Source organism: Pseudomonas sp. 273 (genome assembly GCF_029201425.1).
In the GTDB taxonomy this organism is placed as follows: domain Bacteria; phylum Pseudomonadota; class Gammaproteobacteria; order Pseudomonadales; family Pseudomonadaceae; genus Pseudomonas; species Pseudomonas delhiensis.
Map to the genome: position 1 here is coordinate 647,606 of NZ_CP116775.1, position 25,650 is coordinate 673,255.

20 protein-coding genes are annotated in these 25,650 nt (G+C 69.1%); 12 read left to right on the plus strand and 8 right to left on the minus strand.

Features of this window, described 5'->3' with window-relative positions; all coding sequences use genetic code 11:
• Positions 1-58: 58 nt before the first annotated feature.
• From PKO50_RS03005 to PKO50_RS03025, 5 genes are all read right to left on the minus strand, one after another.
• Positions 59-1,201 carry an FAD-binding oxidoreductase gene (locus tag PKO50_RS03005; protein WP_275628761.1) on the minus strand — a complete coding sequence of 381 codons (1,143 nt, stop codon included), beginning with the start codon at positions 1,199-1,201 and terminating at the stop codon, positions 59-61.
• Positions 1,202-1,521: 320 nt separating this feature from the next.
• The gene (locus tag PKO50_RS03010; protein ID WP_275628762.1) at positions 1,522-3,480 is read right to left on the minus strand and encodes a methyl-accepting chemotaxis protein; all 1,959 of its coding nucleotides are present in this window, start codon (positions 3,478-3,480) and stop codon (positions 1,522-1,524) included.
• 321 nt (positions 3,481-3,801) lie between these two features.
• The gene (rhlB, locus tag PKO50_RS03015; RefSeq protein ID WP_275628763.1) at positions 3,802-5,355 is read right to left on the minus strand and encodes an ATP-dependent RNA helicase RhlB; all 1,554 of its coding nucleotides are present in this window, start codon (positions 5,353-5,355) and stop codon (positions 3,802-3,804) included.
• 104 nt (positions 5,356-5,459) lie between these two features.
• Positions 5,460-6,398 carry a GGDEF domain-containing protein gene (locus PKO50_RS03020; RefSeq protein WP_109935378.1) on the minus strand — a complete coding sequence of 313 codons (939 nt, stop codon included), beginning with the start codon at positions 6,396-6,398 and terminating at the stop codon, positions 5,460-5,462.
• 246 nt (positions 6,399-6,644) lie between these two features.
• Positions 6,645-7,298, minus strand: coding sequence for an alpha/beta hydrolase (locus PKO50_RS03025; RefSeq protein ID WP_275628764.1), 654 nt, complete (start codon positions 7,296-7,298; stop codon positions 6,645-6,647).
• Positions 7,299-7,767: 469 nt separating this feature from the next.
• Between PKO50_RS03025 and PKO50_RS03030 the strand changes: the two genes are divergently transcribed.
• The 5 genes from PKO50_RS03030 (at position 7,768) to pcsA (ending at position 12,970) form a co-directional block, all read left to right on the plus strand.
• A complete protein-coding gene (locus tag PKO50_RS03030; RefSeq protein WP_275628765.1) occupies positions 7,768-8,796 on the plus strand; it encodes an amino acid ABC transporter substrate-binding protein in 1,029 nt (342 codons plus the stop codon).
• A 118-nt stretch (positions 8,797-8,914) separates the two neighbouring features.
• Complete coding sequence (locus tag PKO50_RS03035; RefSeq protein WP_109935388.1) at positions 8,915-10,099, plus strand: amino acid ABC transporter permease; 1,185 nt, start codon at positions 8,915-8,917, stop codon at positions 10,097-10,099.
• 9 nt (positions 10,100-10,108) lie between these two features.
• Positions 10,109-11,206, plus strand: a complete 1,098-nt coding sequence (locus PKO50_RS03040; protein ID WP_109935389.1) for an amino acid ABC transporter permease — start codon at positions 10,109-10,111, stop codon at positions 11,204-11,206.
• 12 nt (positions 11,207-11,218) lie between these two features.
• Positions 11,219-11,992, plus strand: a complete 774-nt coding sequence (locus PKO50_RS03045; RefSeq protein ID WP_089389543.1) for an amino acid ABC transporter ATP-binding protein — start codon at positions 11,219-11,221, stop codon at positions 11,990-11,992.
• 261 nt (positions 11,993-12,253) lie between these two features.
• Complete coding sequence (gene pcsA / locus PKO50_RS03050; protein WP_109935390.1) at positions 12,254-12,970, plus strand: phosphatidylcholine synthase; 717 nt, start codon at positions 12,254-12,256, stop codon at positions 12,968-12,970.
• A 333-nt stretch (positions 12,971-13,303) separates the two neighbouring features.
• Here the strand turns inward: pcsA and PKO50_RS03055 are convergent, their stop codons facing one another.
• Complete coding sequence (locus PKO50_RS03055; RefSeq protein WP_275628766.1) at positions 13,304-14,302, minus strand: helix-turn-helix domain-containing protein; 999 nt, start codon at positions 14,300-14,302, stop codon at positions 13,304-13,306.
• 112 nt (positions 14,303-14,414) lie between these two features.
• On the opposite strand from PKO50_RS03055, the gene PKO50_RS03060 reads away from it, so the two are divergent.
• From PKO50_RS03060 to PKO50_RS03075, 4 genes are all read left to right on the plus strand, one after another.
• The gene (locus PKO50_RS03060) at positions 14,415-14,885 is read left to right on the plus strand and encodes a nuclear transport factor 2 family protein (RefSeq protein WP_109934421.1); all 471 of its coding nucleotides are present in this window, start codon (positions 14,415-14,417) and stop codon (positions 14,883-14,885) included.
• 103 nt (positions 14,886-14,988) lie between these two features.
• The gene (locus PKO50_RS03065; protein ID WP_109934420.1) at positions 14,989-15,687 is read left to right on the plus strand and encodes a glutathione S-transferase family protein; all 699 of its coding nucleotides are present in this window, start codon (positions 14,989-14,991) and stop codon (positions 15,685-15,687) included.
• Positions 15,684-15,983: a GIY-YIG nuclease family protein gene (locus tag PKO50_RS03070; RefSeq protein ID WP_089389540.1), complete on the plus strand. Its 300-nt coding sequence runs from the start codon at positions 15,684-15,686 to the stop codon at positions 15,981-15,983. Before PKO50_RS03065 ends, PKO50_RS03070 begins: the two co-directional genes overlap by 4 nt.
• A 74-nt stretch (positions 15,984-16,057) precedes the next feature.
• Complete coding sequence (locus PKO50_RS03075) at positions 16,058-16,993, plus strand: glutathione S-transferase family protein (RefSeq protein WP_275628767.1); 936 nt, start codon at positions 16,058-16,060, stop codon at positions 16,991-16,993.
• A 457-nt stretch (positions 16,994-17,450) separates the two neighbouring features.
• On the opposite strand, the gene yejK is transcribed toward PKO50_RS03075, so the two are convergent.
• Both yejK and PKO50_RS03085 read right to left on the minus strand, forming a co-directional pair.
• Positions 17,451-18,455: a nucleoid-associated protein YejK gene (yejK, locus tag PKO50_RS03080; protein WP_275628768.1), complete on the minus strand. Its 1,005-nt coding sequence runs from the start codon at positions 18,453-18,455 to the stop codon at positions 17,451-17,453.
• A gap of 64 nt (positions 18,456-18,519) precedes the next feature.
• Entirely contained in the window at positions 18,520-19,887 is a 1,368-nt protein-coding gene (locus PKO50_RS03085) for a TAXI family TRAP transporter solute-binding subunit (RefSeq protein ID WP_275628769.1), read from the minus strand.
• Positions 19,888-19,992: 105 nt separating this feature from the next.
• Here PKO50_RS03085 and sbcD point away from each other — a divergent pair, with 105 nt between their 5' ends.
• From sbcD to PKO50_RS03100, 3 genes are all read left to right on the plus strand, one after another.
• Positions 19,993-21,213, plus strand: coding sequence for an exonuclease subunit SbcD (sbcD, locus tag PKO50_RS03090; protein WP_275628770.1), 1,221 nt, complete (start codon positions 19,993-19,995; stop codon positions 21,211-21,213).
• Positions 21,213-24,653: an exonuclease subunit SbcC gene (sbcC, locus tag PKO50_RS03095; protein WP_275628771.1), complete on the plus strand. Its 3,441-nt coding sequence runs from the start codon at positions 21,213-21,215 to the stop codon at positions 24,651-24,653. Before sbcD ends, sbcC begins: the two co-directional genes overlap by 1 nt.
• Before the next feature lie 191 nt (positions 24,654-24,844).
• Positions 24,845-25,546 carry a DNA starvation/stationary phase protection protein gene (locus PKO50_RS03100; protein ID WP_177412125.1) on the plus strand — a complete coding sequence of 234 codons (702 nt, stop codon included), beginning with the start codon at positions 24,845-24,847 and terminating at the stop codon, positions 25,544-25,546.
• Positions 25,547-25,650: the final 104 nt, after the last annotated feature.

Sequence of the window (25,650 nt, forward strand, 5' to 3'; positions counted from 1 at the left end):
AATCGCGCGCAGGGGAATGCCACGGCTGGTGTGGCGTAGGGCGGATAACCGTTCGCGGTTATCCGCCGCTTGACCTCGGCTTGAGCCGCGCCGGAGCCAGCCCATCCGCACTCAGCCCATGGCGCACCAGCACCTCGGGCAGCTCATCAGCACGGATCAGCGCGGCGCTGGCCTGGCCCATGGCCGCCGAGGTCTGGATGCCGTAGCCGCCCTGGCCGGTGACCCAGTAGAAGCCGGGCGCCTGCGGGTCGTAGCCGGACACCAGGTCGCCGTCGGCGACGAACGAGCGCAGCCCGGCCCAGGTGTGGCTGGGGCGGCGGATGGCGAGGGTGGTGTGTTCCTCGATGCGGTGGATGCCCAGGGCGATGTCCAGCTCCTCGGGCTGCACGTCGTGGGGCTCCACCGCGTCGGCGTTGGCCGGCGAGCCGAGCAGCAGGCCGGCGTCGGGCTTGAAGTAGAAGGATTCGTCCAGGCTCACCAGCAGCGGCCAGGCGTGGCTGTCCACACCCTCTGGCGGGGCGAAGAGGAAGGCCGCGCGGCGCTTGGGCTGCAGGCCCAGCGGGGCGACGCCGGCGAGTTCGGCCAGCTTGTCGCACCAGGCGCCAGCGGCATTGACCAGCACCGGCGCGCGGTAGCGCTGCTGGGCCGTGCGCACCTCCCACTGGCCGTCGACGTAGGCCGCGGCGAGCACCTCGCTGTCGAACTGCACGCTGCCGCCGTTGCGGCGAATGCCCCGCAGGTAGCCCTGCAGCAGGGCGTCGGTGTCGATGTCGGCGGCGGTGGGGTCGAACATCGCGCCGTGGACCTTCTCGTGGCGCAGCACCGGGACTATGGCGCAGGCCTCGTCGGCGTCCAGCAGGCGCGTCTCCGGCACGCTGGCGCGGGCGCTGTCGAACTGGCGTCGCAGTTCCTCGGGGGCACCTTCGAAGTCCACGGTCAGCTCGCCCCGCGGGGTGAGTATGGGGTGCTCGGCGAAGCCCTCGGGCGGGGCGTCGAAGAAGGCCCGGCTGGCGGCGGTCAGCGCGCGCACCTGGGGTGTGCCGTAGGCCACGGTGTACAGCGCCGCCGAGCGGCCGGTGGAATGGTAGCCGGCATGGGATTCGCGCTCGAGCACGGCGACCTTGCCGTGGGGCGCGAGGAAGTAGCCGGTGGAAGCGCCGGCGATACCGGCGCCGATGATCAGGAAGTCGACCTCGGTCATGGACGTCTCCGCGTCAGGCGGGCGGCAGCGGGTGGGGGAAGAGCGATGGGCATGCCGGGGCTCCGGGATGGATGATTTTTCCATTCTGGAGTTTTGCGTGTGGGGGCGGCAAGGATGGAGGGCTCTGGCGTTGAGGTTCGGCGTCAGCCTGTAGGAGCGAGCTTGCTTGCGAAGGGTGCTTGCCGGTGGCTGCTGTGCCTTGGGTTGAGTCCGTTCCCTCTCCCCAGCCCTCTCCCTGAAGGGAGAGGGCTGGGGAGAGGGAAAGGCGCTGAACCAACCCGCCGACATTTCCGGTGAGTGCCGTTCGCGAGCAAAAGCCTTCAGAGCTGAAACTGCGCCACCAACGCCTCCTGGCTCCCAGCCACCTTGCGCAGGTGCTCGCCGCAGTCGCGGGTGTGCGCGGCGGTCTTGCGGTTTTCCGCGGTCATGTCGCTCAGGCGGTGCATGTGCTGGTTCACCTCCTGGGTGGTGGCGGCCTGCTGCTCGGCCGCCGCGGCGATCTGGAAGGCCATGGCGTGCACGCCCTGCAGGGACTGGTCGAGGGCGCCGAGGGAGTCCAGCACCGCCTGGGTGTCGTGCTCCAGGGTATGGGCCTGTTCGGTGGCGCCGCCCATGCTGGCCTGGGCCTGGCTGGAGGAGTCGCCGAGGGCGCCGACTATGGTGACGATCTCGTCGGTGGCGCTGCGGGTGCGCTGGGCCAGGCTGCGCACTTCGTCCGCCACCACGGCGAAGCCGCGGCCGGCGTCGCCGGCGCGGGCGGCCTCGATGGCGGCGTTGAGGGCCAGCAGGTTGGTCTGCTCGGCGATGGAGCGGATCACCTCCAGCACCGAGTTGATCTGCTGGCTGTCGCCGGCCAGGGCCTGCACCACCCGGTCGGCGTCGCGCAGGCCGGCGAGCAGTTGGTCCTGGCGGCCGATCATGCGCTGCAGGGTGTCCTGCATGGTCACGAAGGCCTCGCGCGCGGCAGCGCTGCCGTCGGCGCTGCGGCTGGCGCTGCCGGCGATTTCCTGGACGGTGGCGGCCATCTGGTCGACGGCGCTGACCACCATCTCCAGGGCTTCCTGCTGCTGGTCGAGGTGGCTGCTGGTGCGCCCGGCGGCGTCGAGGATGTCGCCGCTGGCGTCGCCCACCGCTTCGCTGGCCTGGCGCAGGCGCTCCACCACCTGGCGCCAGGCCGCGGCCATCTCGTGCAGGGCCTGCATCAGGCCGCTGGCGGCCTCGGCGCCGCCGGCCAGCTTCAGCTCGCCGTTGGCCAGGCGCTGGGCCAGGGCCGCCATGCTCGCCGGCTCGCCGCCCAGCGGGCGCATCACGCTGCGGCTGACCAGCCAGGTGCCGGCGGCCACGCCGGCGAGGGTCAGCAGGCCCAGCACCAGCATCTGCCACATCAGCTTGCGCACCGGGGCGAAGGCCTGGCCCTGGTCCATTTCCGCCACCAGCGCCCAGTGCAGGCCGTCGAGGTTCAGCGGCACGAAGGACTTCAGCGCCGTCTCGCCGCTCAGGCCGGTCTCGGTCAGGCGCCCCTGCTCGCCGGCCAGGGCCTTCTCGCTGGCCTGGCCGGGGAGGGCGGCGGGGGTGTCGCCGGCGCGGCGCACGTGGTGGTCGGCGAAGCGCACCGAATCCGAGCGCAGGCGCCCGTCGCCGCCCACCAGGTAGGTCTCGCCGGCCTCGCCCAGGCCCTGGCGGCTCTGCATCACGTCGTTGATCGCTTTCAGCGGCAGTTCCAGCACCAGCAGCAGCTGCAGCTTGTCGTGGTCCTTGATCGGCGCGGCCAGCCACTGCACCGGCTGCTTATCATCCAGGGCCGGCTCCAGGTCGCTGATGCTCGCCTTGCCGCTGGCCAGCGCGCCGCGGACGAAGCGGCCGAAGGGCGTGTCGCGCCATTGTGGGGCGTTCATGTCCTGCTGGTAGTCGGCGCCGCGGCCGAGGCTGAAGACCACGCTGCCGTCGCTGGCCACCAGGCGCAGCTCGCGGTAGCCGAAGGTCCTGGTGAAGTTCTCGAACACTGGGCGGTCGTAGTTGGCGGTGGTGACCAGCGCCTCGCTCTCCAGCCCCGCGTAGTTGGCGCCGAGGTTGCCGGCCAGGCTGCTGAGCTGGTCGTGGCGGGCCTGCCAGGCGTCCATCAGCTGCCGCTGCTTGATGCTGGCCACCGCCTCCAGGGCGTTCAGGCTCTGTTCTTCGAGGGCGCGGCTGGCCTGGTGGTAGACCACCATGGCCATGACCAGCACCGGGATGAGGCCGATCAGCAGGAAACTCAGGGCAAGCTTGGCGCGCAAGGGCATGGGCGGGATTCCGAAGGTCTGGAGGACGTCGTAAAAAATTCTGCAAGAAGCGTGCAAATTTATTTACGAACGTAAACAAAATCGATCAGGCCGTTCGTTTATCTGCTCAGTCGGACACCCGCGGCCCAGGCAGGACAATGGCCGGGTGCCATTGTTGGTGGGGCGAAGGGGGGCGTCGTCCCGGCGGGCCCGGCAGGAAGCGAGGAGCGCCATGCACCGCCCGGGTGCGTCACCGCGGGCGCCCGGCGTCACCGGGCGTAACGCCGGCGGAAACGAAAAAGGCGAAGCCTCGCGGCTTCGCCTTTCGTCATCGCGCCGGCCTCAGTGCTTGCGCGGTACCGGCTTGAGCAGCTCGGTGGGCGGCATCTCGCAGGTGATCTTGCGGCCCAGCAGTTCCTCGATCGGCGGCAGGGCGAAGGCGTCGTCCTCGCCGGCGAAGCTGATGGAGGTGCCGGTGGAGCCTGCGCGGCCGGTGCGGCCGATGCGGTGCACGTAGTCGTCCGGGTCTTCCGGCAGGGTGAAGTTGATCACGTGGCTGATGGCTTCGACGTGGATGCCGCGGCCGGCCACGTCGGTGGCCACCAGTACGCGGATCTTGCCTTCGCGGAAGCCTTCCAGGACCTTGATGCGCTTGTGCTGCGGCACGTCGCCGGACATCTGCGCGGCGCTGATGCCGTCCTTGGTCAGGCGTTCCTCGATGCGCCGGACCTCGTCCTTGCGGTTGGCGAAGACCATCACCCGGGTCCAGTCGTTCTGCGCGATCAGGTTGTACAGCAGCTTGTACTTGTCGCTGCCGGCCACGGCGTAGACGTGCTGCTCGACGGTGTCGCTGGCGACGTTCTCCGGCTCGATCTCGACGATGGCCGGGTCCACGGTCCACTGCTTGGCCAGGTTCATCACGTCGTCGGTGAAGGTGGCGGAGAACAGCAGGGTCTGGCGCTCGCCCTTGTACGGGGTCTGGCGGATGATCTGGCGGACCTGGGGGATGAAGCCCATGTCGAGCATGCGGTCGGCCTCGTCCAGCACCATCACCTCGACCATGTCCAGGTGCACCTCGCCGCGCTGGTTGAAGTCCAGCAGGCGGCCGGGGGTGGCCACGAGGATGTCGCAGTAGCGCGACTCGAGGGTCTTGAGCTGCTTGTCGAAGTCCATGCCGCCGACGAAGCTCATGACGTTCAGGCCGGTGTACTTGGCCAGGCCCACGGCGTCCTTGGCGATCTGCACCACCAGCTCGCGGGTCGGCGCGATGATCAGCGCGCGCGGCTCGCCCATGTAGCGTTCCTTGGGCGGTGGCGTCTGCAGCAGCTGGGTGATGATCGAGATGAGGAACGCGGCGGTCTTGCCGGTGCCGGTCTGGGCGCGGCCGATGGCGTCCTGGCCCCTGAGGGTGAAGCCCAGCACCTGCGCCTGGATCGGCGTGCAGTAGGGGAAGCCGAGGTCGTGGATGGCGTGCATCAGCCGCGGGTCGAGGTTGAAGTCGTGGAAGCGCGTCTTGCCTTCGGCCGGCTCGACCACGAAGTCTTCCAGCTTCCAGTTGTCCACCACGGGCGCCTTGGGCTTGCGCTCGCGGCGCGGGCGCTCGGCCTTCTCGGTCTTCTCGCGCGGCGGCTTGTCGGCGCGCTCGGCCTTGTCCGGGCGGTCGCCGCGGTCCTGGCGTTCGTTTTTGTCCTGGCGTTCGCCGCGCGGCTTGTCGGCCTTGGGCGGGCGCGGCGGCTTGTCGTTGCGCTCGCCTTCGGGGCGAGGTGCGCGCGGCTTGCGCGGGCGCTGTTCGCCGTCCTGGCTGGCGGCTGCGGGGGAGGAGGGGGCGGGGGTGGGCGTTGCGGCGGGCGCTTGGCCCTCGCCCTTGCCGAAGATTTTCTTGAGTGCCTTGAGCACGGTGATCTCGTAGTGGTTAAGGATTGAACGGCCGCCAGTGTAAAGCAAGTTGCCATCCAGGCGAAATCCGTGCGCCGCCAGTGCCGGCCAAAGCTTGCCGTGGATCAGCCACAGAGGCGGTTGCGGCCGTGCTGCTTGGCCCGGTACAGGGCCTCGTCGGCGCGCCGCAGCAGGCCCTGCAGGCTCTCCTGGAGGTACATCTCGGCCACGCCGAGGGACACGGTGACGCCGGGCAGGGCGCCCAGCGGGGAATAGAAGGAGTCGATCTGCTCCAGGCTCATGCGCAGGCGCTCGCCGATGGCGCGGGCCTCGTCCAGGCTCACTTCCGGCAGCAGGATGACGAATTCCTCGCCGCCGAAGCGCGCCATGCTGTCCTTGGGCCGCAGCTGGCTGCGCAGGGTATGGGCCACCAGGCAGAGGGCGTAGTCGCCGGCCAGATGGCCGTGGCGGTCGTTGTAGTCCTTGAAGTGGTCGACATCCAGCATGAGCATCGCCAGCGGCTGCTGGTTGAACGCGCAGCGGGTGCTCTCGCGGTCGTAGACGTGCTCCAGCCAGCGCCGGTTGAACAGCCCGGTGAGGGTGTCGATGTTGGCGTTCTGCTCGGTGTTGAGGATGATCCGGTTGCCCTGGCGCACCCGCGCGCAGAGCATCTCCAGCAGGTTCTGCATCAGCTGCGGGGAGTGCTCGAACAGGCTCAGCAGCGCCTCGCGGTGCAGGCGCAGCACGCGGGTGGCCTCGGTGGCCACCACGTAGGCCGACGGGTGGTCATGGTCGATGAAGCTGATTTCCCCGGCGCAGTCGCCGCTGCCCAGGGTGGATACCGGGGAATTGTCCAGCGAGCCGAGGTAGACCTTGAGCTGGCCTTCGAGCACCAGGTAGAGGAAGTGGTTGCGGTTGAAGGGCGAAAGCAGCACCTCGCCGGCTTCCAGCTCCAGCGCGCGGAATTCGTTGAGCAGCCGCTGCAAGGCGGTCCCGGCGACGTTCTGGAACAGCCGCAGGTGGCGCAACTGCTGGATATCCTGCTGCCACTGGGTCGGCTTCATGGCTGAGGGGGCTTTCGACAGGTTCCGCTGAGGGGCACGACGACTCTCCGTAGTCTGGTTCGTCCTTCGGGAACTTCAGTATTAATGACTTTTGCGTACTGGCAATTCGCTGGCCGGCTGGACCGACCAGCGGTCGGCCCACCCGGACGAGGTCCCTTCCCAGCGCCTGGAACGCACCGCGCAGACGCCCCGGACGCGCGCCCGGGCCCCGGTGGAAGGTGCCGCGCCGGCATCGGCCGGCGGGCGTTACAGGCGCTCGCGCAGCCAGGCGCCGATGTCGGCGATCTCCTGGTTGCTCACTTCGTGGGCCATTGGGTAGTCGCGCCACTGCACGGCCACGCCCTGGCCGTGGAGGAAGTCGTAGGCGGCGCGGCCCATGGCGGGCGCCACCACGTCGTCGTAGGTGCCGTGCAGGCACAGCGCCGGCTGCCGTCGCTTCGCCTCCGGCAGTTGCAGGTCGTCGCCGAACGTCGGGCCGTAGGTGGAAAGCGCCATCACCCCGCCCAGCTCGCCCGGCCAGCGCAGGTAGCCGGTGTGCAGCACCACCGCGCCGCCCTGGGAGAAGCCGGCCAGGACGATGCGCTGCTGCGCGATGCCCTGGGCCAGTTGTCCCTCGATCAGCGCGATCACCGCGTCCGCCGAGGCCTCGAGCTGCGCCTCGTCGATGGCCCTGGCCGGCGCCATGGCCTTGATGTCGTACCAGCTGGGCACCGGCATGCCGTTGAACACCGTCACCGGGCGGGTGGGCGCCTGGGGCAGGATGAAGCGGGTGCGCGGCAATATCGTCTGCAGCATGCGCGCCACCGGCTCGAAGTCGTAACGGTCGGCACCCAGGCCGTGCAACCAAATGACGCACGAGTCGGCCGGCTGGGTGGGTTCGAGTAGCAGGGGTTGGCTCATCGGGGGCTCCAGGATGGGGCATGTGCGCCGCAAAGGCGCGCACACCGGAAGAAGGATCGGCGATTCTGCGAAAAGGATGTCGCTTTGCCATAACTTATCGACTTGACCTTCGCCGAAACGGGGGGCTGGACGCATTCTGGTACGGCCCTTGCTAACTCAGGCACCAGGCTGCGATCCGTCCCGCCGGCGTAACACTCTATCCGACCCCCATCCGGAAACCAGTGCCGTCGGCGGGGCGGGCAGCCCATTGAACAGGCCGCCGAGGTGACGGCGGCCCCCGCAATACGTCCGGCTCGCGTCATCCGCGAGCGGGCAGCCTGGGCGGTGGCGCGGGACGTATCCGCAGAGCCGGCTAGACTGACCTAAGGTTTCCACTTCGATGCAAGGTCCGGAGCAGACCTTGCGATCGCCTCACGAGGGCGAGTGGGCCGGGACTCCAACACGAATAAAAGCAAACTGGAGGTGATCGATGAAGATGGTGAAATCCACACTGGCGGTGCTGACCGCCCTGAGCGTTCTAGGGCTCAGCGGCATGGCCCAGGCCGGCGCCACCCTGGACGCGGTGAAGAAGAAAGGCTTCGTGCAGTGCGGCATCAGCGACGGCCTGCCGGGCTTCTCCTATGCCGACTCCAAGGGTGTCTACAAGGGCATCGACGTGGACGTCTGCCATGGCATCGCCGCGGCGGTCTTCGGTGACGCCAGCAAGGTCAAGTTCACCCCGCTGACCGCCAAGGAGCGCTTCACCGCGCTGCAGTCCGGCGAGATCGACGTGCTCTCGCGCAACACCACCTGGACCAGTTCCCGCGACAGCGCCATGGGCCTGAACTTCGCCGGCGTGACCTACTACGACGGCCAGGGCTTCCTGGTGAACAAGAAGCTCGGCGTGACCAGCGCCAAGGAGCTCGACGGCGCCACCGTGTGCATCCAGGCCGGCACCACCACCGAGCTGAACCTGTCCGACTATTTCCGCTCGAACAACCTCAAGTACACCCCCATCACCTACGACACCTCCGACGAGAGCGCCAAGTCGCTGGAGTCCGGGCGTTGCGACGTGCTCACCTCCGACCAGTCGCAGCTCTACGCGCAGCGCATCAAGCTGGGCAAGCCGGACGACTACGTGGTGCTGCCGGAAGTGATCTCCAAGGAGCCCCTCGGCCCGGCCGTGCGCCAGGGTGACGAGGAGTGGTTCGACATCGTCCGCTGGACGCTGTTCGCCATGCTCAACGCCGAGGAGCTGGGGATCGACTCGAAGAACGTCGAGCAGATGGCCAAGTCCTCGAAGAACCCCGACATCAACCGCCTGCTGGGCACCGAGGGCGACTACGGCAAGGACCTGAAGCTGCCGAAGGACTGGGCGGTGCAGATCGTCAAGCAGGTCGGCAACTACGCCGAGATCTTCGAGCGCAACGTCGGCGAAGGCAGCGATCTGAAGATCAAGCGCGGCCTCAATGCCCTGTGGAACAAGGGTGGTCTGCAGTACGCACCGCCGGTGCGCTGACCTCCCACGGCCCGCGCCCGGATCCTGGGCGCGGGCGCTGTTTCGAACGACGTGAGGTCCCCCGCGCGGTCACGGGCGTAGCCCCGTGCCCGCGTGGGCGGCCTGCGAGAGGGCTTACATGCAGAATTCCGTCAAAGCCCGGCGTCCCCGCGGCCTGTCGCTCAGCGACCCGGCCGTGCGCGCCTGGGCCTTCCAGATCATCGCCGTCGTCGCCGTGGTGGCGTTCGGCTGGTTCCTCTTCGACAACACCCAGACCAACCTCGCCCACCGCGGCATCCAGTCCGGCTTCGGCTTCCTGAACAACAGCGCCGGCTTCGGCATCTCCCAGCACCTGATCGACTACAGCGAGTCCGACACCTACGGGCGGGTGTTCTTCGTCGGCCTGCTCAACACCCTGCTGGTGACCGTGATCGGCATCGTCCTGGCGACCATCATCGGCTTCATCCTCGGCGTGGCCAGGCTGTCGCCGAACTGGCTGGTCCGCAAGATCGCCACGGTGTACATCGAGACCTTCCGCAACATCCCGCCGCTGCTGCAGATCTTCTTCTGGTACTTCGCCGTGCTCGCGCAACTGCCCGGGCCGCGGCAGAGCCTCAGCGTCGGCGGCCTGCTGTTCTTCAACAACCGCGGCATGCAGATGCCGGCGCCGGTGGCCACCGAGGCGATGCCGGCGTTCCTCATCGCCATCCTCCTCGCCCTGGTGGCCTGGGCCGTGCTCTGGCGCTGGGCCAAGGTGCGCCGGCACGCCACCGGCAAGACCTTCCCGGTGTTCCTCACGGGCCTGGCCACGCTGATCGTGCTGCCGGCGCTGACCATCCAGGTGGCCGGCGTGCCGGTGCACTGGGACGTGCCGGTGCTGCAGGGCTTCAACTTCCGCGGCGGCTGGGTGGTGATCCCGGAACTGGTGTCCATCGTCCTGGCGCTGTCGATCTACACCGCCGCCTTCATCGGCGAGACGGTGCGCGCCGGCATCCAGGCGGTCAGCCACGGCCAGACCGAGGCCTCCAGCTCCCTGGGCCTGCGCCCGGGGCAGACGCTGCGGCTGATCATCATCCCGCAGGCGCTGCGGGTGATAGTGCCGCCGCTGACCAGCCAGTACCTGAACCTGGCGAAGAACTCCTCGCTGGCCGCCGGCATCGGCTACCCGGACATGGTCTCGCTGTTCGCCGGCACCGTGCTCAACCAGACCGGCCAGGCCATCGAGACCATGGCCATCACCATGAGCGTGTACCTGGCCATCAGCCTGAGCATCTCGCTGCTGATGAACTGGTACAACAAGCGCATCGCGCTGATCGAACGCTAGGGGGCAGCCATGGCGAACCATACCTTCAAGCCCGATCTGCCGCCGCCGGCGCTGAGCGTCGGGGTCATCGGCTGGCTGCGCGCCAACCTGTTCTCCAACTGGTTCAACACCCTGCTGACCCTGGCCGGGCTCTACGTCATCTGGCTGATCGTCCCGCCGCTGCTGGAATGGGCGGTGTTCAAGGCCGACTGGGTCGGCGAGAGCCGCGCCGACTGCAGCCGCGAGGGCGCCTGCTGGGTGTTCATCAGCACCCGCATCGGCCAGTACATGTACGGCTTCTACCCCGAGGCGCTGCGCTGGCGGGTGGACCTCAACGTGCTGCTGGTGGTGGTCGGCGCCGCGCCGCTGTTCCTGCGCCAGTTCCAGCACAAGCTCAAGTACGGCCTGGCCTACCTGCTGGCGCTGCCGCTGGTGTCCTACTGGCTGCTGCACGGCGGCTTCCTCGGCCTGGACAACGTGCCCACCAGCCAGTGGGGCGGCCTGATGCTGACCGTGGTGATCGCCGCGGTGGGCATCGCCGGGGCGCTGCCGCTGGGCATCCTGCTGGCCCTGGGGCGGCGTTCGAAGATGCCGGCGATCAAGGTCCTGTGCGTCACCACCATCGAGTTCTGGCGCGGCGTGCCGCTGATCACCGTGCTGTTCATGTCCTCGGTGATGCTGCCGCTGTTCCTGCCCGAGGGCATGAACCTCGACAAGCTGCTGCGGGCCATGGTGATGGTGGTGCTGTTCGAGGCCGCCTACATCGCCGAGGTGGTCCGCGGCGGCATGCAGGCCATCCCCAAGGGCCAGTACGAGGCGGCCGCGGCCATGGGCCTGGGCTACTGGCGGATGATGGGCCTGGTGATCCTGCCCCAGGCCCTGAAGCTGGTGATCCCCGGCATCGTCAACACCTTCATCGCGCTGTTCAAGGACACCAGCCTGGTGATCATCATCGGCCTGTTCGACTTCCTCAACAGCATCAAGCGCGCCACCGCGGACCCGGCCTGGCTGGGCATGTCCACCGAGGGCTACGTGTTCGCCGCGCTGGTCTACTGGATCTTCTGTTTCGGCATGTCCCGCTACTCCATGCACCTGGAGCGCAAGCTGGACACCGGCCACAAGCGTTAGGAGTTCGTCATCATGTCTGAAGCCAGCAACAAGACCGTCCCGGCCATCGGCGATCACGTGATGATCGAGATGAAGGGCGTGAACAAGTGGTACGGCCAGTTCCACGTGCTCAAGGACATCAACCTCACCGTCCGCCAGGGCGAGCGCATCGTCCTCTGCGGGCCGTCGGGCTCGGGCAAGTCCACCACCATCCGCTGCATCAACCGCCTGGAGGAGCACCAGCAGGGCAGCATCGTCGTCGACGGCACCGAGCTGACCAACGACCTCAAGCAGATCGAGGCGATCCGCAGCGAGGTCGGCATGGTGTTCCAGCACTTCAACCTGTTCCCGCACCTGACCGTGCTGCAGAACTGCATCCTGGCGCCCATGTGGGTGCGCAAGATGCCCAAGCGCGAAGCCGAGGAAGTGGCCATGCACTACCTGGAGCGGGTGCGCATCCCCGAGCAGGCCGGCAAGTTCCCCGGGCAGCTCTCCGGCGGCCAGCAGCAGCGCGTGGCCATCGCCCGCGCGCTGTGCATGAAGCCGAAGATCATGCTGTTCGACGAACCCACCTCGGCGCTCGACCCGGAGATGGTCAAGGAAGTGCTGGACACCATGATCGGCCTGGCGCAGAGCGGCATGACCATGCTCTGCGTGACCCACGAGATGGGCTTCGCCCGCACCGTGGCGAACCGGGTGATCTTCATGGACAAGGGCGAGATCGTCGAGCAGGCGCCGCCGGACCAGTTCTTCGACAACCCGCAGTCCGACCGCACCAAGCTGTTCCTCAGCCAGATCATCCACTGACCCCGGCCGGCGCGGCCCCGCGGGCCGCGCCGTGTCCCTGGCGTCCGAAAGCCGTCGCAAAGCCTTCCTACGCTCGTCAGCGCCCTTGGCGCTGCGGGTGCGCTTCGGCGTATCCTGGCCTTTTCCACGCCCCGCCGAAGCCGGCCGGCTGAACTCGGCCGCCGGATCGGTGTTCCGATACCCGGGAGCATCCTGTGGAAACCCACGGATGGGCTATACGTTGAAGTAGCTCGCACTGCCGCCTGACAAAAGAGAAACGCCGTGAACCTGATCCTCACCCCGTTGAACCTGAGCAAAGCCAAGGCCTGGAGCGCCCATGCGGTGACGGCCAGCGGCGTCATCCTGGCCCTGCTGGCGCTGCTCGCGCTGGTCGACAACCGCCCGCAGGCCTGCCTGCTGTGGCTGGGCGTGGCCCTGCTGGTGGACGGCCTGGACGGCACCCTGGCGCGCAAGTTCGACGTCAAGGCGGTGCTGCCGCACTTCGACGGCTCCACCCTGGACCTGGTGATCGACTACCTCACCTACGTATTCATCCCGGCGATCTTCATCTACCGCTACGTGCCGCTGCCGGTGCACAGCGAGCTGGCCATCGTCGGCGTCATCCTGGTGTCCTCGCTGTTCTGCTTCTGCAACGTGAACATGAAGAGCAAGGACAACTACTTCGTCGGTTTCCCCGCGGCCTGGAACGTGGTGGCGGTGTACTTCTTCGTCCTCGGCCCCGGCCCCTGGGTGAGCCTGGTCACGGTGCTGGTGCTGGCCGCCCTGACACTGACGCGGATGAAGTTCCTGCACCCCTTCCGGGTGCGCCAGTTCATGCCGCTGAACATCGCGGTGACCTTCGTCTGGATGTTCAGCAGCGCCCTGCTGATCCTCCAGCAGCCGGTGGACCAGACCTGGCTGCTGTGGCTGTGGTTCGCGGCCTCGGCATACTTCATCGGCGTGTGCGTGTGGCGCACGGCGATGGAGTGGTTCAGCTGAGCGGCCGGCGGCGGATAACCGCGATACCGTGCCCTTGTAGGCGCGCGCCCTGCGCGCTAGATCGCGGACGGAGTCCGCTCCTACGGTTCCGGGAGGCACGGTCGTAGGAGCAACTGTCTTGCGGCCCGCGCCGAAATGCTCTTCGTAGGAGCGAGCTTGCTCGCGAATAAACCCCGCTGCGGAGTCCGTTCGCGAGCAAGCTCGCTCCTACAGGTTGCCGGAAGGCGTGGCATTTCCCTGTAGGAGCAACTTTGTCCGCGATCGGATTCACCGGCCACGCCGGACGTCCTGGTGGCATGGATGGCGGCGGATAACCGCGAACGGTTATTCGCCCTACGCTTGGCCGCTGTCGTAGGCGCGGACTCCGTCCGCGATCCAAGGCGCCGCCAGCCGCCCCTGCAACCTCTGCCGATAAGCCCCCGGCGACTCCCCGCACAACTGCTTGAACAGCCGCGCGAAGCTCGCCCGGTCGGCATAGCCCACCTCGTTGGCGATGCGCTCCAGTGAGCGCGCCGGATCGGCCAGGGCCTCGCGGGCGGCGTCCATGCGCAGGCGTTGCAGGTATTCGTTGGGCGTCATGCCCAGTTCGGCGTGGAAGCGTCGCAGCAGGGTGCGGCTGGAGCAGTGGGCGCGGTGGGCCATGGCCGGCAGGTCGATGGGCTCGGCGTGGTGCTGGCGCAGCCAGTCCAGCAGCGGCGCCAGGGTGCTGCGTGGTGGTTGCGGCAACAGCGGCGCGTAGCGCGCCTGGCTGCCGCGTGCGTCGTCGAACACCAGGACGGCGGCCACCTGGCGGGCCAGGGCGCGGCCTCCGTGGCGGGCGATCAGTTGCAGGCACAGGTCCAGCCCGGCCTGGGCGCCGCCGGAGCACAGGCGGGCGCCGTCCTCCGTGCACAGGGCGTCGGCTTCCAGCTTCACCCGCGGGTAGCGCCGGCGGAACTCCGCTGCCAGCGCCCAGTGGGTCGTGGCGCGGTGGCCGTCGAGCTGGCCGGCCTCGGCCAGCAGGAAGGCGCTGCTGCACAGGCTGCCCAGCGCCCGCTGCCGCGGCTGTTGGCGCAGCCAGGCGAGCAGCGCCGGGTTGCCGGCGAGCATGGCCGGGATGTCGCTGCCGGTGGCCGGGATCAGCAGCAGCTCGTCGCTGGCGACGGCGGCCAGCGCCGCCTGCGCCTCGATGCGCGCGTGGGCGAGTGGCACCGCGGCGCCATCGGCGCTGACCTGGCGCACGCGGAACAGCTCGCGGCCGGCCAGGCGGTTGGCCAGCTGCAGGCTGTCCAGGGCCAGGCCCAGGCTGGACAGCACGGTTTGCGGGCAGACGTAGAGGGCGACTGGCAACATGGCGTGGCGCTTGATGGATGGCGGTATCGATCACAATGTTGTCGATAATGACAATGGTGTCCAGCCCCCGGAGGCCGGACAATGGCCCGTACCCACCCTTGCGAGCCCCGCCATGGCCCATCCCAACGCCGAGCTGATCACCCGCTTCTACCAGGCCTTCCAGCGCCGCGACGGCGAGGCCATGGCCGCCTGCTACGCGCCGGACGTGCACTTCCGCGACCCCGCCTTCGGCGAGCTGGTCGGCGTGGAGGCCGCCGACATGTGGCGCATGCTCATGCGCCGCGCCCAGGACCTGCAGCTGGAGTTCGACCAGGTCTGGGCCGACGAGCGCAACGGCGGCGCCCGCTGGACCGCGTGCTACACCTTCACCCAGACCGGGCGCCCGGTGGTCAACCGCATCCAGGCGCGCTTCGCCTTCGAGGCCGGGCTGATCGTCCGCCACCAGGACGACTTCGATCTCTGGCGCTGGGCCCGCCAGGCGCTGGGCGCCAAGGGCCTGCTGCTGGGCTGGGCGCCGCCGGTGCAGGCGGCCATCCGCCGCCAGGCGCGCAAGGGCTTGGCGGCGTTCCAGGCCCGGGGCTAGCGCGGCCCGGGCATCAGTCAAGTCTGATAGCACTGTGACAGGGCTCGCCGGGGCGCGAGCCATGGGCTTAAATGTCAGGCGAGCCCGCGCAGGAAGCCCCGCCATGATCACCCTGTTCCAGTTCCCCCCGGCCTTCAATGTGCCCAACGTCAGCCCCTTCTGCCTGAAGCTGGAGACCTTCCTGCGCCTGTCCGGGCTGGAATACCAGGTGCAGCACGTGACGGACCCGCGCAAGGGGCCCAAGGGCAAGCTGCCCTTCATCAAGGTCGAGGGGCAGACCGTCGCCGACACCGAGATCATCATCCACGACCTGCAGCAGCGCTTCGCCCTGGACCTGGACGCCGGCCTCGACGCCCGCGGCCGTGGCTGGGCGGTGTCGATCACGCGGCTGTGCGACGAGCACCTGACGCCGCTGCTGATGTACTTCCGCTGGCTGGAGGCGGACGGTTGGCGGCAGGTCGCCCCGGTGCTGCTGCGCGGCGTGCCCGGCCCGGTGCGGCCGCTGGTGGGGGCGCTGATCCGCCGCAAGATCCGCGGCGAGATGCGCGGCCGCGGGCTGACCGCCCACAGCCGCGAGGAACTGCTGAGTTTCGCCCGCCAGGACCTCGACGCCCTCGACGGCATGCTCGGCGACCTGCCGTACTTCGGCGGCGCCCAGCCCTGCAGCGCCGATGCCGCCGCCTATGGGATACTCGCCAACCTGATCCTCAGCACCCTGGAAACCCCCTTGAACCACATGGCGCGCGAATACGAGCGGCTGGTCGGCTACTGCGAGCGCATGCAGCAGCGGGTCTGGACATGAGCCTGGCCGAGCCCAAGCCCTGGTTCGTCTACCTGGTGCGTGCCGCCAACGGCGCGCTCTACTGCGGCATCAGCGACGACCCGCAGCGGCGCTTCGAGGCGCACTGCAGCGGGCGCGGCGCGCGCTTCTTCCATTCCAGCCCGGCGCAGGCGCTGGTCTACGTCGAGGCCTGCGCCGGCAAGGGCGAGGCGCTGCGCCGCGAGCGCGCGATCAAGGCCCTGGGCAAGCCGGCCAAGGAGCGCCTGGTGCTGGCCGGCGCGGCCCTGGCCATCAGCGCGGCGGATAGCCCGCCATAGTTTCGAACGGGTAGGACCGCGCACCGCGGCGGGGTAAGCTGGAAGGCCCTCAACGCCGGCCAACGGAGCCCCGCATGTCCGAGCTGATCCTGCACCACTACCCGACTTCCCCCTTCGCCGAGAAGGCTCGCCTGCTGCTGGGCTTCAAGCAACTGTCGTGGCGATCGGTGCTGATCCCGCCGATCATGCCCAAGCCGGACCTGATGGCGCTCACCGGCGGCTACCGCAAGACCCCGGTGCTGCAGGTGGGCGCCGACGTCTACTGCGACACCGCGCTGATCGCCCGCCGCCTGGAGCAGGAAAAGGCCACCCTGGCGCTGTTCCCCGAAGGCCAGGAGTTCACCGTCGCGGCCTTCGCCGCCTGGGCCGACTCGGTGCTGTTCCAGCACGGCGTGAGCCTGGTGTTCCAGCCCGAATCCATCGCCGTGCGCTTCGGCAAGCTGCCGCCGGAATTCCTCAAGGCCTTCGTCGCCGACCGCAGCCAACTGTTCAGCGGCGGCAGCGCCGCGCGCCTGCCGGCCGAGCAGGCGCGCCAGCAGTGGCCGGTGTTCATGGCGCGGCTGGAGCAGCAACTGGCGCGGGAGGAGGGCGACTTCCTGTTCGGCGAGCCGTCCCTGGCGGACTTCGCCGTGGCCCACGTGCTCTGGTTCGTCAAGGCCACCCCGGTGACCTCGCCGCTGGTGGACGCCTACCCCGCGGTGCAGGCCTGGCTGGGCCGGGTGCTCGGCTTCGGCCATGGCGCGTCGAGCGAGATGAGCAGCGAGGATGCCATCGCCGTGGCCCGCGACAGCCAGCCGGCGGCGCTGCCGGACGAACCCTTCGCCGATCCCAACGGCCTGCAGGCCGGCCAGCGGGTGGTGGTGGCGGCGACCGACTACGGCGTCGACCCGGTGGAAGGGGAATTGCTGCACCTGGGCAGCGAGGAACTGATCCTGCGCCGCGAGGACCCGCGCGCCGGGGTGGTGCATGTGCATTTCCCGCGGGTGGGGTTCCGCATCGAGGCGCGCTGAAACGCAGGAGCCACGGCCCTTGGCCCTTCGTAGGAGCAAGCTCGCTCCTACGAAAAGCGCCAGCCACGCCATTCCCTTCACGCCATTCCCTTGTAGGAGCGCGCCCTGCGCGCGAATCGCGGGCAGGGCCCGCTCCTACAGCCGGGACAACGGCGGATAACGCCGTAGGTGTTATGCGCCCTACGGGGAATGGCGTGGGTGGGGGGACGTAGGAGCGGATCTAATCCGCGAATCGCGCCGGAATGTCCGGCTATCGCGGACAAGGTCCGCTCCTACCCTGCCGGGGGGCACTGCTTCTCGTAGGAGCGAGCTTGCTCGCGAACAGGCTCCGCTGCGGGGCTTGGTTCGCGAGCAAGCTCGCTCCTACGAAGAGCACATCGGCGCAGCCGGCAAGACAGTTGCTCCTACGACCGTGCTTCCTGGACACGTAGGAGCGGACTCCGTCCGCGATTCGCGGTTACTTGCGGCGCTTGAGCTGGTCGTGCAGCTGCGTCGGCAGGCCGCGGATGATCAGCATGTCGCGCTCCTCGTCGTATTCCACCTTGCTGCCCAGCAGGTGCGCCTCGAAGCTGATCGACAGGCCCTCGGCGCGGCCGGTGAAGCGGCGGAACTGGTTGAGGGTGCGCTTGTCCGCGGGGATTTCCGGGGCCAGGCCGTAGTCCTTGTTGCGGATGTAGTCGTAGAAGGCCCGCGGGGCCTGGTCGTCCATCAGCTCGGAGAGCGCGTCCAGGGCCATCGGCTCGCCGATGCGGGCCTGGCTGGTGGCGTAGTCGACCAGGGTATCGGTCTTCTCCCGCGCCTGTTCTTCCGGCAGGTCCTCGCTTTCCACGTAGTCGCTGAAGGCCTTGAGCAGGGTGCGCGTCTCGCTGGGGGCGTCGACGCCTTCCTGGCAGCCGATGAAGTCGCGGAAGTAGTCCGAGACCTTCTTGCCGCCCTTGCCCTTGATGAACGAGATGTACTGCTTGGAAGCCTTGTTGTTGCGCCATTCCGAGCAGTTGATCCGCGCCGCCATGTGTAGCTGGCCGAGGTCCAGGTGGCGCGAGGGTGTCACTTCCAGGTTCTCGGTCACCGCCACGCCTTCGCTGTGGTGCAGCAGGGCGATGCTCAGGTAGTCGGTCATGCCCTGCTGGTAGTGGCAGAACAGCACGTGGCCGCCAGTGGAGAGGTTGGACTCCTCCATCAGGCTCTTCAGGTGCTCCACGGCCTGGCGGCTGAAGGCGACGAAGTCCTTGCCGCCGTCCAGGTACTCGGCCAGCCAGCCGCTGAACGGGTAGGCGCCGGATTCCTCCTGGAACAGGCCCCAGGCCTTGTTCGGCTTGGCGTTGTAGCTTTCGTTGAGGTCGGCCATGAGGTTCTCGATGGCCTGGGAGTCGCCCAGTTCGGCGTCGCGCGCGTGCAGCGTGGCGGGGTTGCCGTCGGGCTTCTTGTCGATCAGGTGGACGATGGCGTGACGAATCGGCATCTCGGGCTCGGCTCTGGACGATGGTGGCAAAGCCGCCAGTTTACCCGAGCGCGGCGCGCCACGCTCACCCGGCCTTGTCCAGCGGCGCCTCGCCGTCGCGTTCGCGGCGGTTGCGGCGCAGCTGGCGCAGGCGGCGGATCACGTAGTTCAGGTGCAGGTGCAGCTCGTACAGCTCGTTGTAGTACGACAGCGGCACCTCCACCCGCGCCAGTTCGGCCTCCAGCTGCTCCAGGCGCTCGATCTCGCGGCTGAGTTCGGCGACGCCGGTGCGCTCGTCCAGGCGCCGGTCGATCTCCCGCAGGTAGCGGTACCAGCGGTAGATGCGCGCGCGGATGCGCCAGCGGTACAGCGGGCCGATGGACTTGAACAGCGGGATGAGGATGGCGATGAAGGGGATCAGCAGGATGATGTAGCGGTCGGCCAGGGAGGCGATGCGGAACGGCAGGAAGCGCTGCAGCAGCGGCAGGCCGCTCTTGTAGTAGCGCTCGGCGTCCTCGGCCAGGCGCAGGGTGCGCGGCTCGGCGGCGGGGAAGGCGCCGGGGGCGTCGAGCAGGCTGCCCTGGCGCATCACCTGGCGCGCGGCCTCGAGGATCAGCGGCGTCAGCGCCGGGTGGAAGCGCTCGTTGATCACCAGGGTGGCCACCGGCGACAGGGTGGTCAGGTTGCGGTGCGGCACGTCGTGCTCCAGGTTCAGCAGGCCTTCGCCCACCTCCAGGCGCTTGAGGAAGCGCAGGCGCGCCTCGTAGGCGCCGGCGCGGCGGAAGCCGGCCAGCAGCAGCTGCTCGCTGGCGGCCAGGCGCTGGATCAGCGGGTTCTCCGCCGGGCCGACGAAGAAGGCGGCGTCCAGGCTGCCGGCCAGCAGGGCGTCCGCCGCGCTGTCGCCGCCGCTGGCCTGCCAGCCCGCCGGGTGCTGCTCCTGGCTGATGCCGTTGGCCTGCAGGATGGCCGCGGTGATCGCCTCGGTGCCGCTGCCGCGGGTGCCCAGGGCCACGCGCAGGGGCAGCAGGTCGGCGATGCGGTCGATGTGCACGTCGCGGCGCTGGAACAGCCACAGCGGTTCCTGGAACATGGCGCCGAGGGTCTGCAGGCGCTGCCGCTGCGCGGCGTCGATCTGGCGTTCCTGGCCGCTCTGCACCAGGGCGATGTCCACGCCGCCGCGCTCGTCCAGCAGCAGGTCCATGTTCTGCCGCGAGCCGGCGCTGGGCACCAGCTTCAGCTCGAAGCCCTGCTCGGCCAGTTCGGCCCTGAGCTTCTCGCCGAAGGCCGCGTAGCCGCCATCGGCGGCGCCGGTGGCAAGGGTGGCGGTCATCGGCGGCGGCGGCGCCACGAAGTAGAAGACCGCGGCCACCAGCGCCGCCAGCACCGGCACTATCCACAGGTTGGCGCGCACCAGGATGGCGAGGTCGCGGAGCATGTTGAGCAGGCGTTGCATGGTCTGATTCCCGGCCGGCGTTCCTTCAGGATAGCCAGCCCGGCGCGGACGCACCGCGGAAGCGGGTATCATCGCCGGCTGAATCAGGCATCGGGACAGCAGCGCATGCGCATCCTCCACACCTCCGACTGGCACCTCGGCCAGCACTTCATGGGCAAGAGCCGCGAGGCCGAGCACCGCGCCTTCTGCCGCTGGCTGGTGGAGCGGGTGCGCGAGCACGGGGTGGACGCGGTGATCATCGCCGGCGACGTGTTCGACACCGGCGCGCCGCCCAGCTATGCCCGCGAGCAGTACAACCGCTTCATCGTCGAGCTGCGCGAAACCGGCGCCAGCCTGGTGGTGCTGGGCGGCAACCACGACTCGGTGGCCATGCTGGAGGAGTCCCGCGAGCTGCTGGCGGTGCTCGGCACGCGGGTGATTGCCGCCGCCGGCGCCGACCTCGACCAGCAACTGCTGGTGCTGCCGCGGCGCGACGGCACGCCGGGCGCGGTGCTCTGCGCCATTCCCTTCCTGCGCCCGCGCGACCTGCTGGCCAGCCAGGCCGGGCAGAGCGCCCAGGACAAGCAGCTGGCCCTGCAGCAGGCCATCCAGGCGCACTACCAGGCTCTCTTCGCCCTCGCCGAAGCCAAGCGCGCCGAACTGGGCGGCGGGCTGCCCATAGTCGCCACCGGGCACCTGACCACGGTCGGCGCCAGCGCCAGCGAGTCGGTGCGGGAAATCTACGTCGGCAGCCTGGAAGCCTTCCCCACCAGCGCCTTCCCGGCGGCCGACTACATCGCCCTGGGGCACATCCATCGGCCGCAGAAGGTCGGCGGCCTGGAGCACATCCGCTACTGCGGCTCGCCCATCGCCCTGAGCTTCGACGAGGCGCGGCAGGTCAAGGAGGTGCTACTGGTGGACCTCGATGAAAGCGGCCTGCCCGCGGTGACGCCGCTCGCCGTGCCCTGCTTCCAGCCCCTGCAGTCCCTGGCCGGCGACCTGGAAAGCCTGCCCGCGGCGCTGGCCGAGGCCGCCAGCCAGGGCACGCCGGAGCGGCCGGTGTGGGTGGAGGTGCTGGTGCGCGCCGACGACTACCTGAACGACATCCAGCTGCGCGTCGAGAAGCTCTGCGAGGAACTGCCGGTGGAAGTGCTGCGCACCCGCCGCGAGCGCGGCAACCAGCAGGCCGGGCTGTTCGGCGAGGCGCGCGAGACCCTCGACGAACTCTCCGCCGAGGAGGTCTTCGAACAACGCCTGGACGCCGAGGAGCTGGAGGCGCCGCTGCGCCAGCAGCTGTCCGGGCTGTACCGCCAGGTGGTCGCCGAACTGCAGGAGGAGCAAGCCTGATGCGCATCCTCAGCCTGCGCCTGAAGAACCTCAACTCGCTCAAGGGCGAGTGGAAGATCGACTTCGCCGCCGAGCCCTTCGCCGGCAACGGCCTGTTCGCCATCACCGGGCCTACAGGTGCCGGCAAGACCACCCTGCTGGATGCCATCTGCCTGGCCCTGTACCACCGCACGCCGCGCATGAGCACGCTGTCGCAGAGCGGCAACGAACTGATGACCCGCCACACCGCCGACTGCCTCGCCGAGGTCGAGTTCGAGGTCAGGGGCCGCCGCTACCGCGCCTTCTGGAGCCAGCGCCGGGCCCGCGACAAGGTCGACGGCGCGCTGCAGGCGCCCAAGGTGGAGCTGGCGCGCATCGACGTCGCCGGCGGCGAAGGCGAGATCCTCACCGACAAGATCAACGACAAGCTGCGCCAGACCGAGCAGCTCACCGGCCTCGACTTCGGCCGCTTCACCAAGTCCATGCTGCTGGCCCAGGGCGGTTTCGCCGCCTTCCTCGAAGCCAGCGCCAACGACCGCGCCGCGCTGCTGGAAGAACTCACCGGTACGGAAATCTACGGGCTGATCTCCCAGCGCGTGTTCGAGCGCACCAAGGCGGCGGAGGGTGACCTGAAACTGTTGCGGAGCCGTGCCGAGGGCATGGAGCTGCTCGGCGAGGAACAGCGTGGCGAACTGCAGGCCGAGGCCGAACGCCTGCTCACCGAGGAAGCGCCGCTGCTCCAGCTCCAGGCCGAACTGCAGGCCCAGCGCCGCTGGCGCGAGGACCTGGGCCGCGCCGAACAGCAGCACCAGCAGACCGCCGCGCGCGAGCAGCAGGCCCGCGAGGCGTTGCTCCAGGCGGCCCCCGACCTGCAGCGCCTGGCCGCCAGCGAGCCGGCGGCGCGCCTGCAGCCGCTGCATGCGGCCTGGCAACAGGCGCGTCAGGTGCTGGAGTGGGACGAGACCGGCCTGGCGGACCTGCAACGCCAGCAGCGGGATTGCGCGGAACAGGTCGTGCGCAGCCTGTGGCAGGCCAGCCAGTACAGTGCGCAGTGGGCGGGGCAGCGCCGGCGCGCCATCGATGAACTCGCCACGCAGCGCCGCGAAGTACAGGCGCAGCTCGCCGCGCACCCGCAACGCGCCCGCCTGGGCGAGCTGCTGGGCGGCTGGCGCGCGCAGTTCGCCCGGCGCGAACAGCTCGGTAGTGAACTGCAGGGCGCCCGCGCGCGCCTGGAGCAGGAGTCCGCCGCCATCCAATCCTTGCACGGCCAACTCGCCTCTCATGGCCAGGCCCTGGCCGATGCCGGGCAGGCGCTGGACGCGGCGCGCCAGGCCGAGGCGCAGCAACAGGCGCGCTTGCAGGCCCTGCTGCAAGGCGCCGGCGAAAGTGCCCTACGCGAGCGCTGGCAGCAGTTGCAGCAGCAGGGCAGGGCGCTGGACCGCCTGCAACAGCTGGTGCAGAACCGCGAGCAGACCAGCACGCAGGCCGCCCGCCTGCAGCCCCAGTTGGATTCGCTGCAGCAACGCCAGGCGCAGAAGGAAACCGCGATCGCCGAACTGCGCGAGCGCTACAAGGCGCTGAAACAGCAGGTCGCCGACAAGGAAAAATTGCTGGAGCAGGAGCAGCGTATCCAAGCCCTGGAGGCCTATCGTGCCCAGCTGCGGGCCGGCGAGGCCTGCCCGCTGTGTGGCTCCCACGAACACCCGGCCATCGCCAGCTACCAGGCGCTGGACGTGTCGCAGACGCGTCGCGCCCTCGACGAATGCCGCGCGGCCCTGGCCGCTCTGGAAAGCGACGGCGTGGCGCTGCGCGACGAGTTGTCCGACGTGACGGCCCAGGCTGCCCAGGCTCGGCAACAGCTGGAGCAACTGCGCGAACAACTGCACCAGCTCGATAGCGAATGGCAGCGTCAGTTGGCCGAACAGAACCTCGCCATCGAGGGTGCCGCTGGCCTGGCCGCGATCCGTCAGGCCCAGGAACAGGCCCTGGCCGACCTGCAGGAACGCCTGGCGGCGCTCGATGCGCTCAAGGGCGAATTGCAGCAGGCCGCCAGCGCCCGCGAGAACGCCGAGCGCAACCATGCGGCCGCGCTGCAGCAGGAGGCACTGCTGCGTCGCGATCTGGACAACGCACAGCAGCGCCAGGCGGAACAACAGCAACGCCTGGAGCAATTGCAGGCCCAGGCCGAACGCCAGGCCGCCGAACTGCTAACCAGCCTCGACGGTTTCGCCGCCGCGCTGCCCGAGCAGGGCGCGGCCTGGCTGGCCGAACGCGAAGGCGAATGGCGCGCCTGGCAGCAGGCCCAGCAGCTGGACCAGCAACTGCAGGAGGCCGAGCGCGAAGCGCGGCGCCTGCTGCAGGAAGCCGACGCGCAGGCCGGGCAATGGCGCGAACGCTGGAGCGCCAGTGGCGAGCAAGCCTTGCCGGAGCTTGCACCTGAGCTTCAGCCGCAGCAGGCCCTGCAAGTGGCTGAGTCGGCCCTGCAGGCGGCGCAGCGCCAGGCCGATGCGCTGCTCGGCCGCGAACAGAGCCTGGCCGCACACCTGGAACAGGCGCGCGCTACCCTGGCCGAATGCGAGCGCACCTGGCAGCAGGCTCTGGAAGAAAGCCCGTTCGCCGACCTGGCGACTTTCCTCGCCGCGCTGTTGGAAGACGGCGAGCGCCAGCGCCTGGGCGAACTCAAGACGCGCCTGGACACCGCGCTGACCGAAGCCGTGGCGTTGCGCGTCGCCACCGAGGAAACCGAGCGCCAGCTACGCGCGCAGCCGCTGGGCGAACTGGAGCTGCCGGCCCTCGACGAGCAGTTGCAGGCCCTCGCCACGCAACTGCGCGAACTGGGCCAGCGCCAGGGCGAGGTACGGGCACAACTACAGGGCGACGACGCACGCCGCGCCAGCCAGCAGGCGCTGTTCGCCGAGATCGCCGCGCAGGAGGCGAACCACGATCTGTGGCAGCGCCTGAACGGCCTGATCGGCTCGTCCGACGGCGCCAAGTACCGGCGCTTCGCCCAGGGCCTGACCCTCGACCACCTGGTGCACCTGGCCAACCGGCAGCTGCAGCGCCTGCACGGCCGCTACCAGTTGGCGCGGCGCAGCGACGGCGAGCTGGAACTGGAGGTGGTGGACACCTGGCAGGGCGACGTCGCGCGGGACTGCCGCACGCTGTCCGGCGGCGAGAGCTTCCTGGTCAGCCTGGCCCTGGCCCTGGCGCTGTCGGACCTGGTCAGCCACAAGACCAGCATCGACTCGCTGTTCCTCGACGAGGGCTTCGGCACCCTCGACGGCGAGACCCTGGAAGTGGCGCTGGATGCCCTCGACAGCCTCAACGCCAGCGGCAAGAGCATCGGCGTGATCAGCCACGTCGAGGCGCTCAAGGAACGCATCCCCGTGCAACTCAAGGTGCACAAGGGTGTCGGTATGGGGTACAGCCGCCTGGATGCGCGCTTCGCCGTGCAGCCCTGAGCCTTGCCCGGCGTCATTGCGCCATGCGTTGGGCGGGCCCGACGACTTGCAATCGATGCGCGGCGAGGTAGGCTCAAGAGCGCACTCGCCGCCATGAGAGGAACACGCGGGGAGTGCGCCAGGCTCGTCCCGGACCGCCAGTTTCGGCACGCACAGGGGCGGCATCCACAAGACCCCTTGAGGTGATCGAGATGAAGAAAACCGCAGCCACTGCGAAGAAACCCGCTGCACCCAAGACCGTCGCCAGCAAGCCGGCTGCGGCCAAGCCGGCCGCCGCCAAACCCGCTGCCGCCAAGCCTGCGGCAGCGAAGAAACCGGCAGCGAAGAAGCCCGCCGCCAAGCCGGCAGCCGCCGCCAAGCCCGCCGCCGCGAGCAAGCCGGCACCGCGCCGCGCGCCGGCCCTGGCCACGCCTTCGGACCTTTCCAAGGACGCCACCCGCGACCTCAGCGCGGCCCTCAGCCGCCTGCTCGCCGACGTCTTCGCGCTGTACCTGAAGACCAAGAACTTCCACTGGCACGTGAGCGGCCCGCACTTCCGCGACTACCACCTGCTGCTGGACGACCAGGCCACCGAAATCTTCGCCATGACCGACCCCATCGCCGAGCGCGTGCGCAAGATCGGTGGCAACACCATCCGCTCCATCGGCCACATCGGCCGCATCAAGCGCATCGCCGACAACGACGCCGAGTTCGTCCAGCCGCTGGACATGCTGGCCGAGCTGCAGGAGGACAACAAGTCGCTGACCGCCTACATGCGCGAGGTCCACGACCTGTGCGACGAGTACCACGACATCGCCACCGCCAGCCTCATCGAGAACTGGATCGACGAGACCGAGCAGCGTACCTGGTTCCTCTTCGAGACCAGCCGCCGCGGGGACGTGACGGGGCATTGAGGGTGCATGGCTGAAGAGAGGAGGGCCCCTTGTTCAGGGGCCTTTTTCTTTGGTGTGGAGGGTGGGGAATGGTGTGTTCTGTGGCGCCGTTACCCTCTCCCTAA

Coding starts and splice junctions, on each gene's coding strand:
- sbcD (WP_275628770.1), top strand. CDS start 19,993: ATGCGCATCCTCCACACCTCCGACTGGCACCTCGGCCAGCACTTCATG.
- PKO50_RS03070 (WP_089389540.1), top strand. CDS start 15,684: ATGAGCCTGGCCGAGCCCAAGCCCTGGTTCGTCTACCTGGTGCGTGCC.
- PKO50_RS03025 (WP_275628764.1), bottom strand. CDS start 7,298: ATGAGCCAACCCCTGCTACTCGAACCCACCCAGCCGGCCGACTCGTGC.
- PKO50_RS03040 (WP_109935389.1), top strand. CDS start 10,109: ATGGCGAACCATACCTTCAAGCCCGATCTGCCGCCGCCGGCGCTGAGC.
- PKO50_RS03075 (WP_275628767.1), top strand. CDS start 16,058: ATGTCCGAGCTGATCCTGCACCACTACCCGACTTCCCCCTTCGCCGAG.
- PKO50_RS03030 (WP_275628765.1), top strand. CDS start 7,768: ATGAAGATGGTGAAATCCACACTGGCGGTGCTGACCGCCCTGAGCGTT.
- PKO50_RS03065 (WP_109934420.1), top strand. CDS start 14,989: ATGATCACCCTGTTCCAGTTCCCCCCGGCCTTCAATGTGCCCAACGTC.
- PKO50_RS03100 (WP_177412125.1), top strand. CDS start 24,845: ATGAAGAAAACCGCAGCCACTGCGAAGAAACCCGCTGCACCCAAGACC.
- PKO50_RS03055 (WP_275628766.1), bottom strand. CDS start 14,302: ATGTTGCCAGTCGCCCTCTACGTCTGCCCGCAAACCGTGCTGTCCAGC.
- PKO50_RS03005 (WP_275628761.1), bottom strand. CDS start 1,201: ATGACCGAGGTCGACTTCCTGATCATCGGCGCCGGTATCGCCGGCGCT.
- PKO50_RS03020 (WP_109935378.1), bottom strand. CDS start 6,398: ATGAAGCCGACCCAGTGGCAGCAGGATATCCAGCAGTTGCGCCACCTG.
- PKO50_RS03045 (WP_089389543.1), top strand. CDS start 11,219: ATGTCTGAAGCCAGCAACAAGACCGTCCCGGCCATCGGCGATCACGTG.
- PKO50_RS03035 (WP_109935388.1), top strand. CDS start 8,915: ATGCAGAATTCCGTCAAAGCCCGGCGTCCCCGCGGCCTGTCGCTCAGC.
- PKO50_RS03010 (WP_275628762.1), bottom strand. CDS start 3,480: ATGCCCTTGCGCGCCAAGCTTGCCCTGAGTTTCCTGCTGATCGGCCTC.
- PKO50_RS03060 (WP_109934421.1), top strand. CDS start 14,415: ATGGCCCATCCCAACGCCGAGCTGATCACCCGCTTCTACCAGGCCTTC.
- PKO50_RS03085 (WP_275628769.1), bottom strand. CDS start 19,887: ATGCAACGCCTGCTCAACATGCTCCGCGACCTCGCCATCCTGGTGCGC.
- yejK (WP_275628768.1), bottom strand. CDS start 18,455: ATGCCGATTCGTCACGCCATCGTCCACCTGATCGACAAGAAGCCCGAC.
- sbcC (WP_275628771.1), top strand. CDS start 21,213: ATGCGCATCCTCAGCCTGCGCCTGAAGAACCTCAACTCGCTCAAGGGC.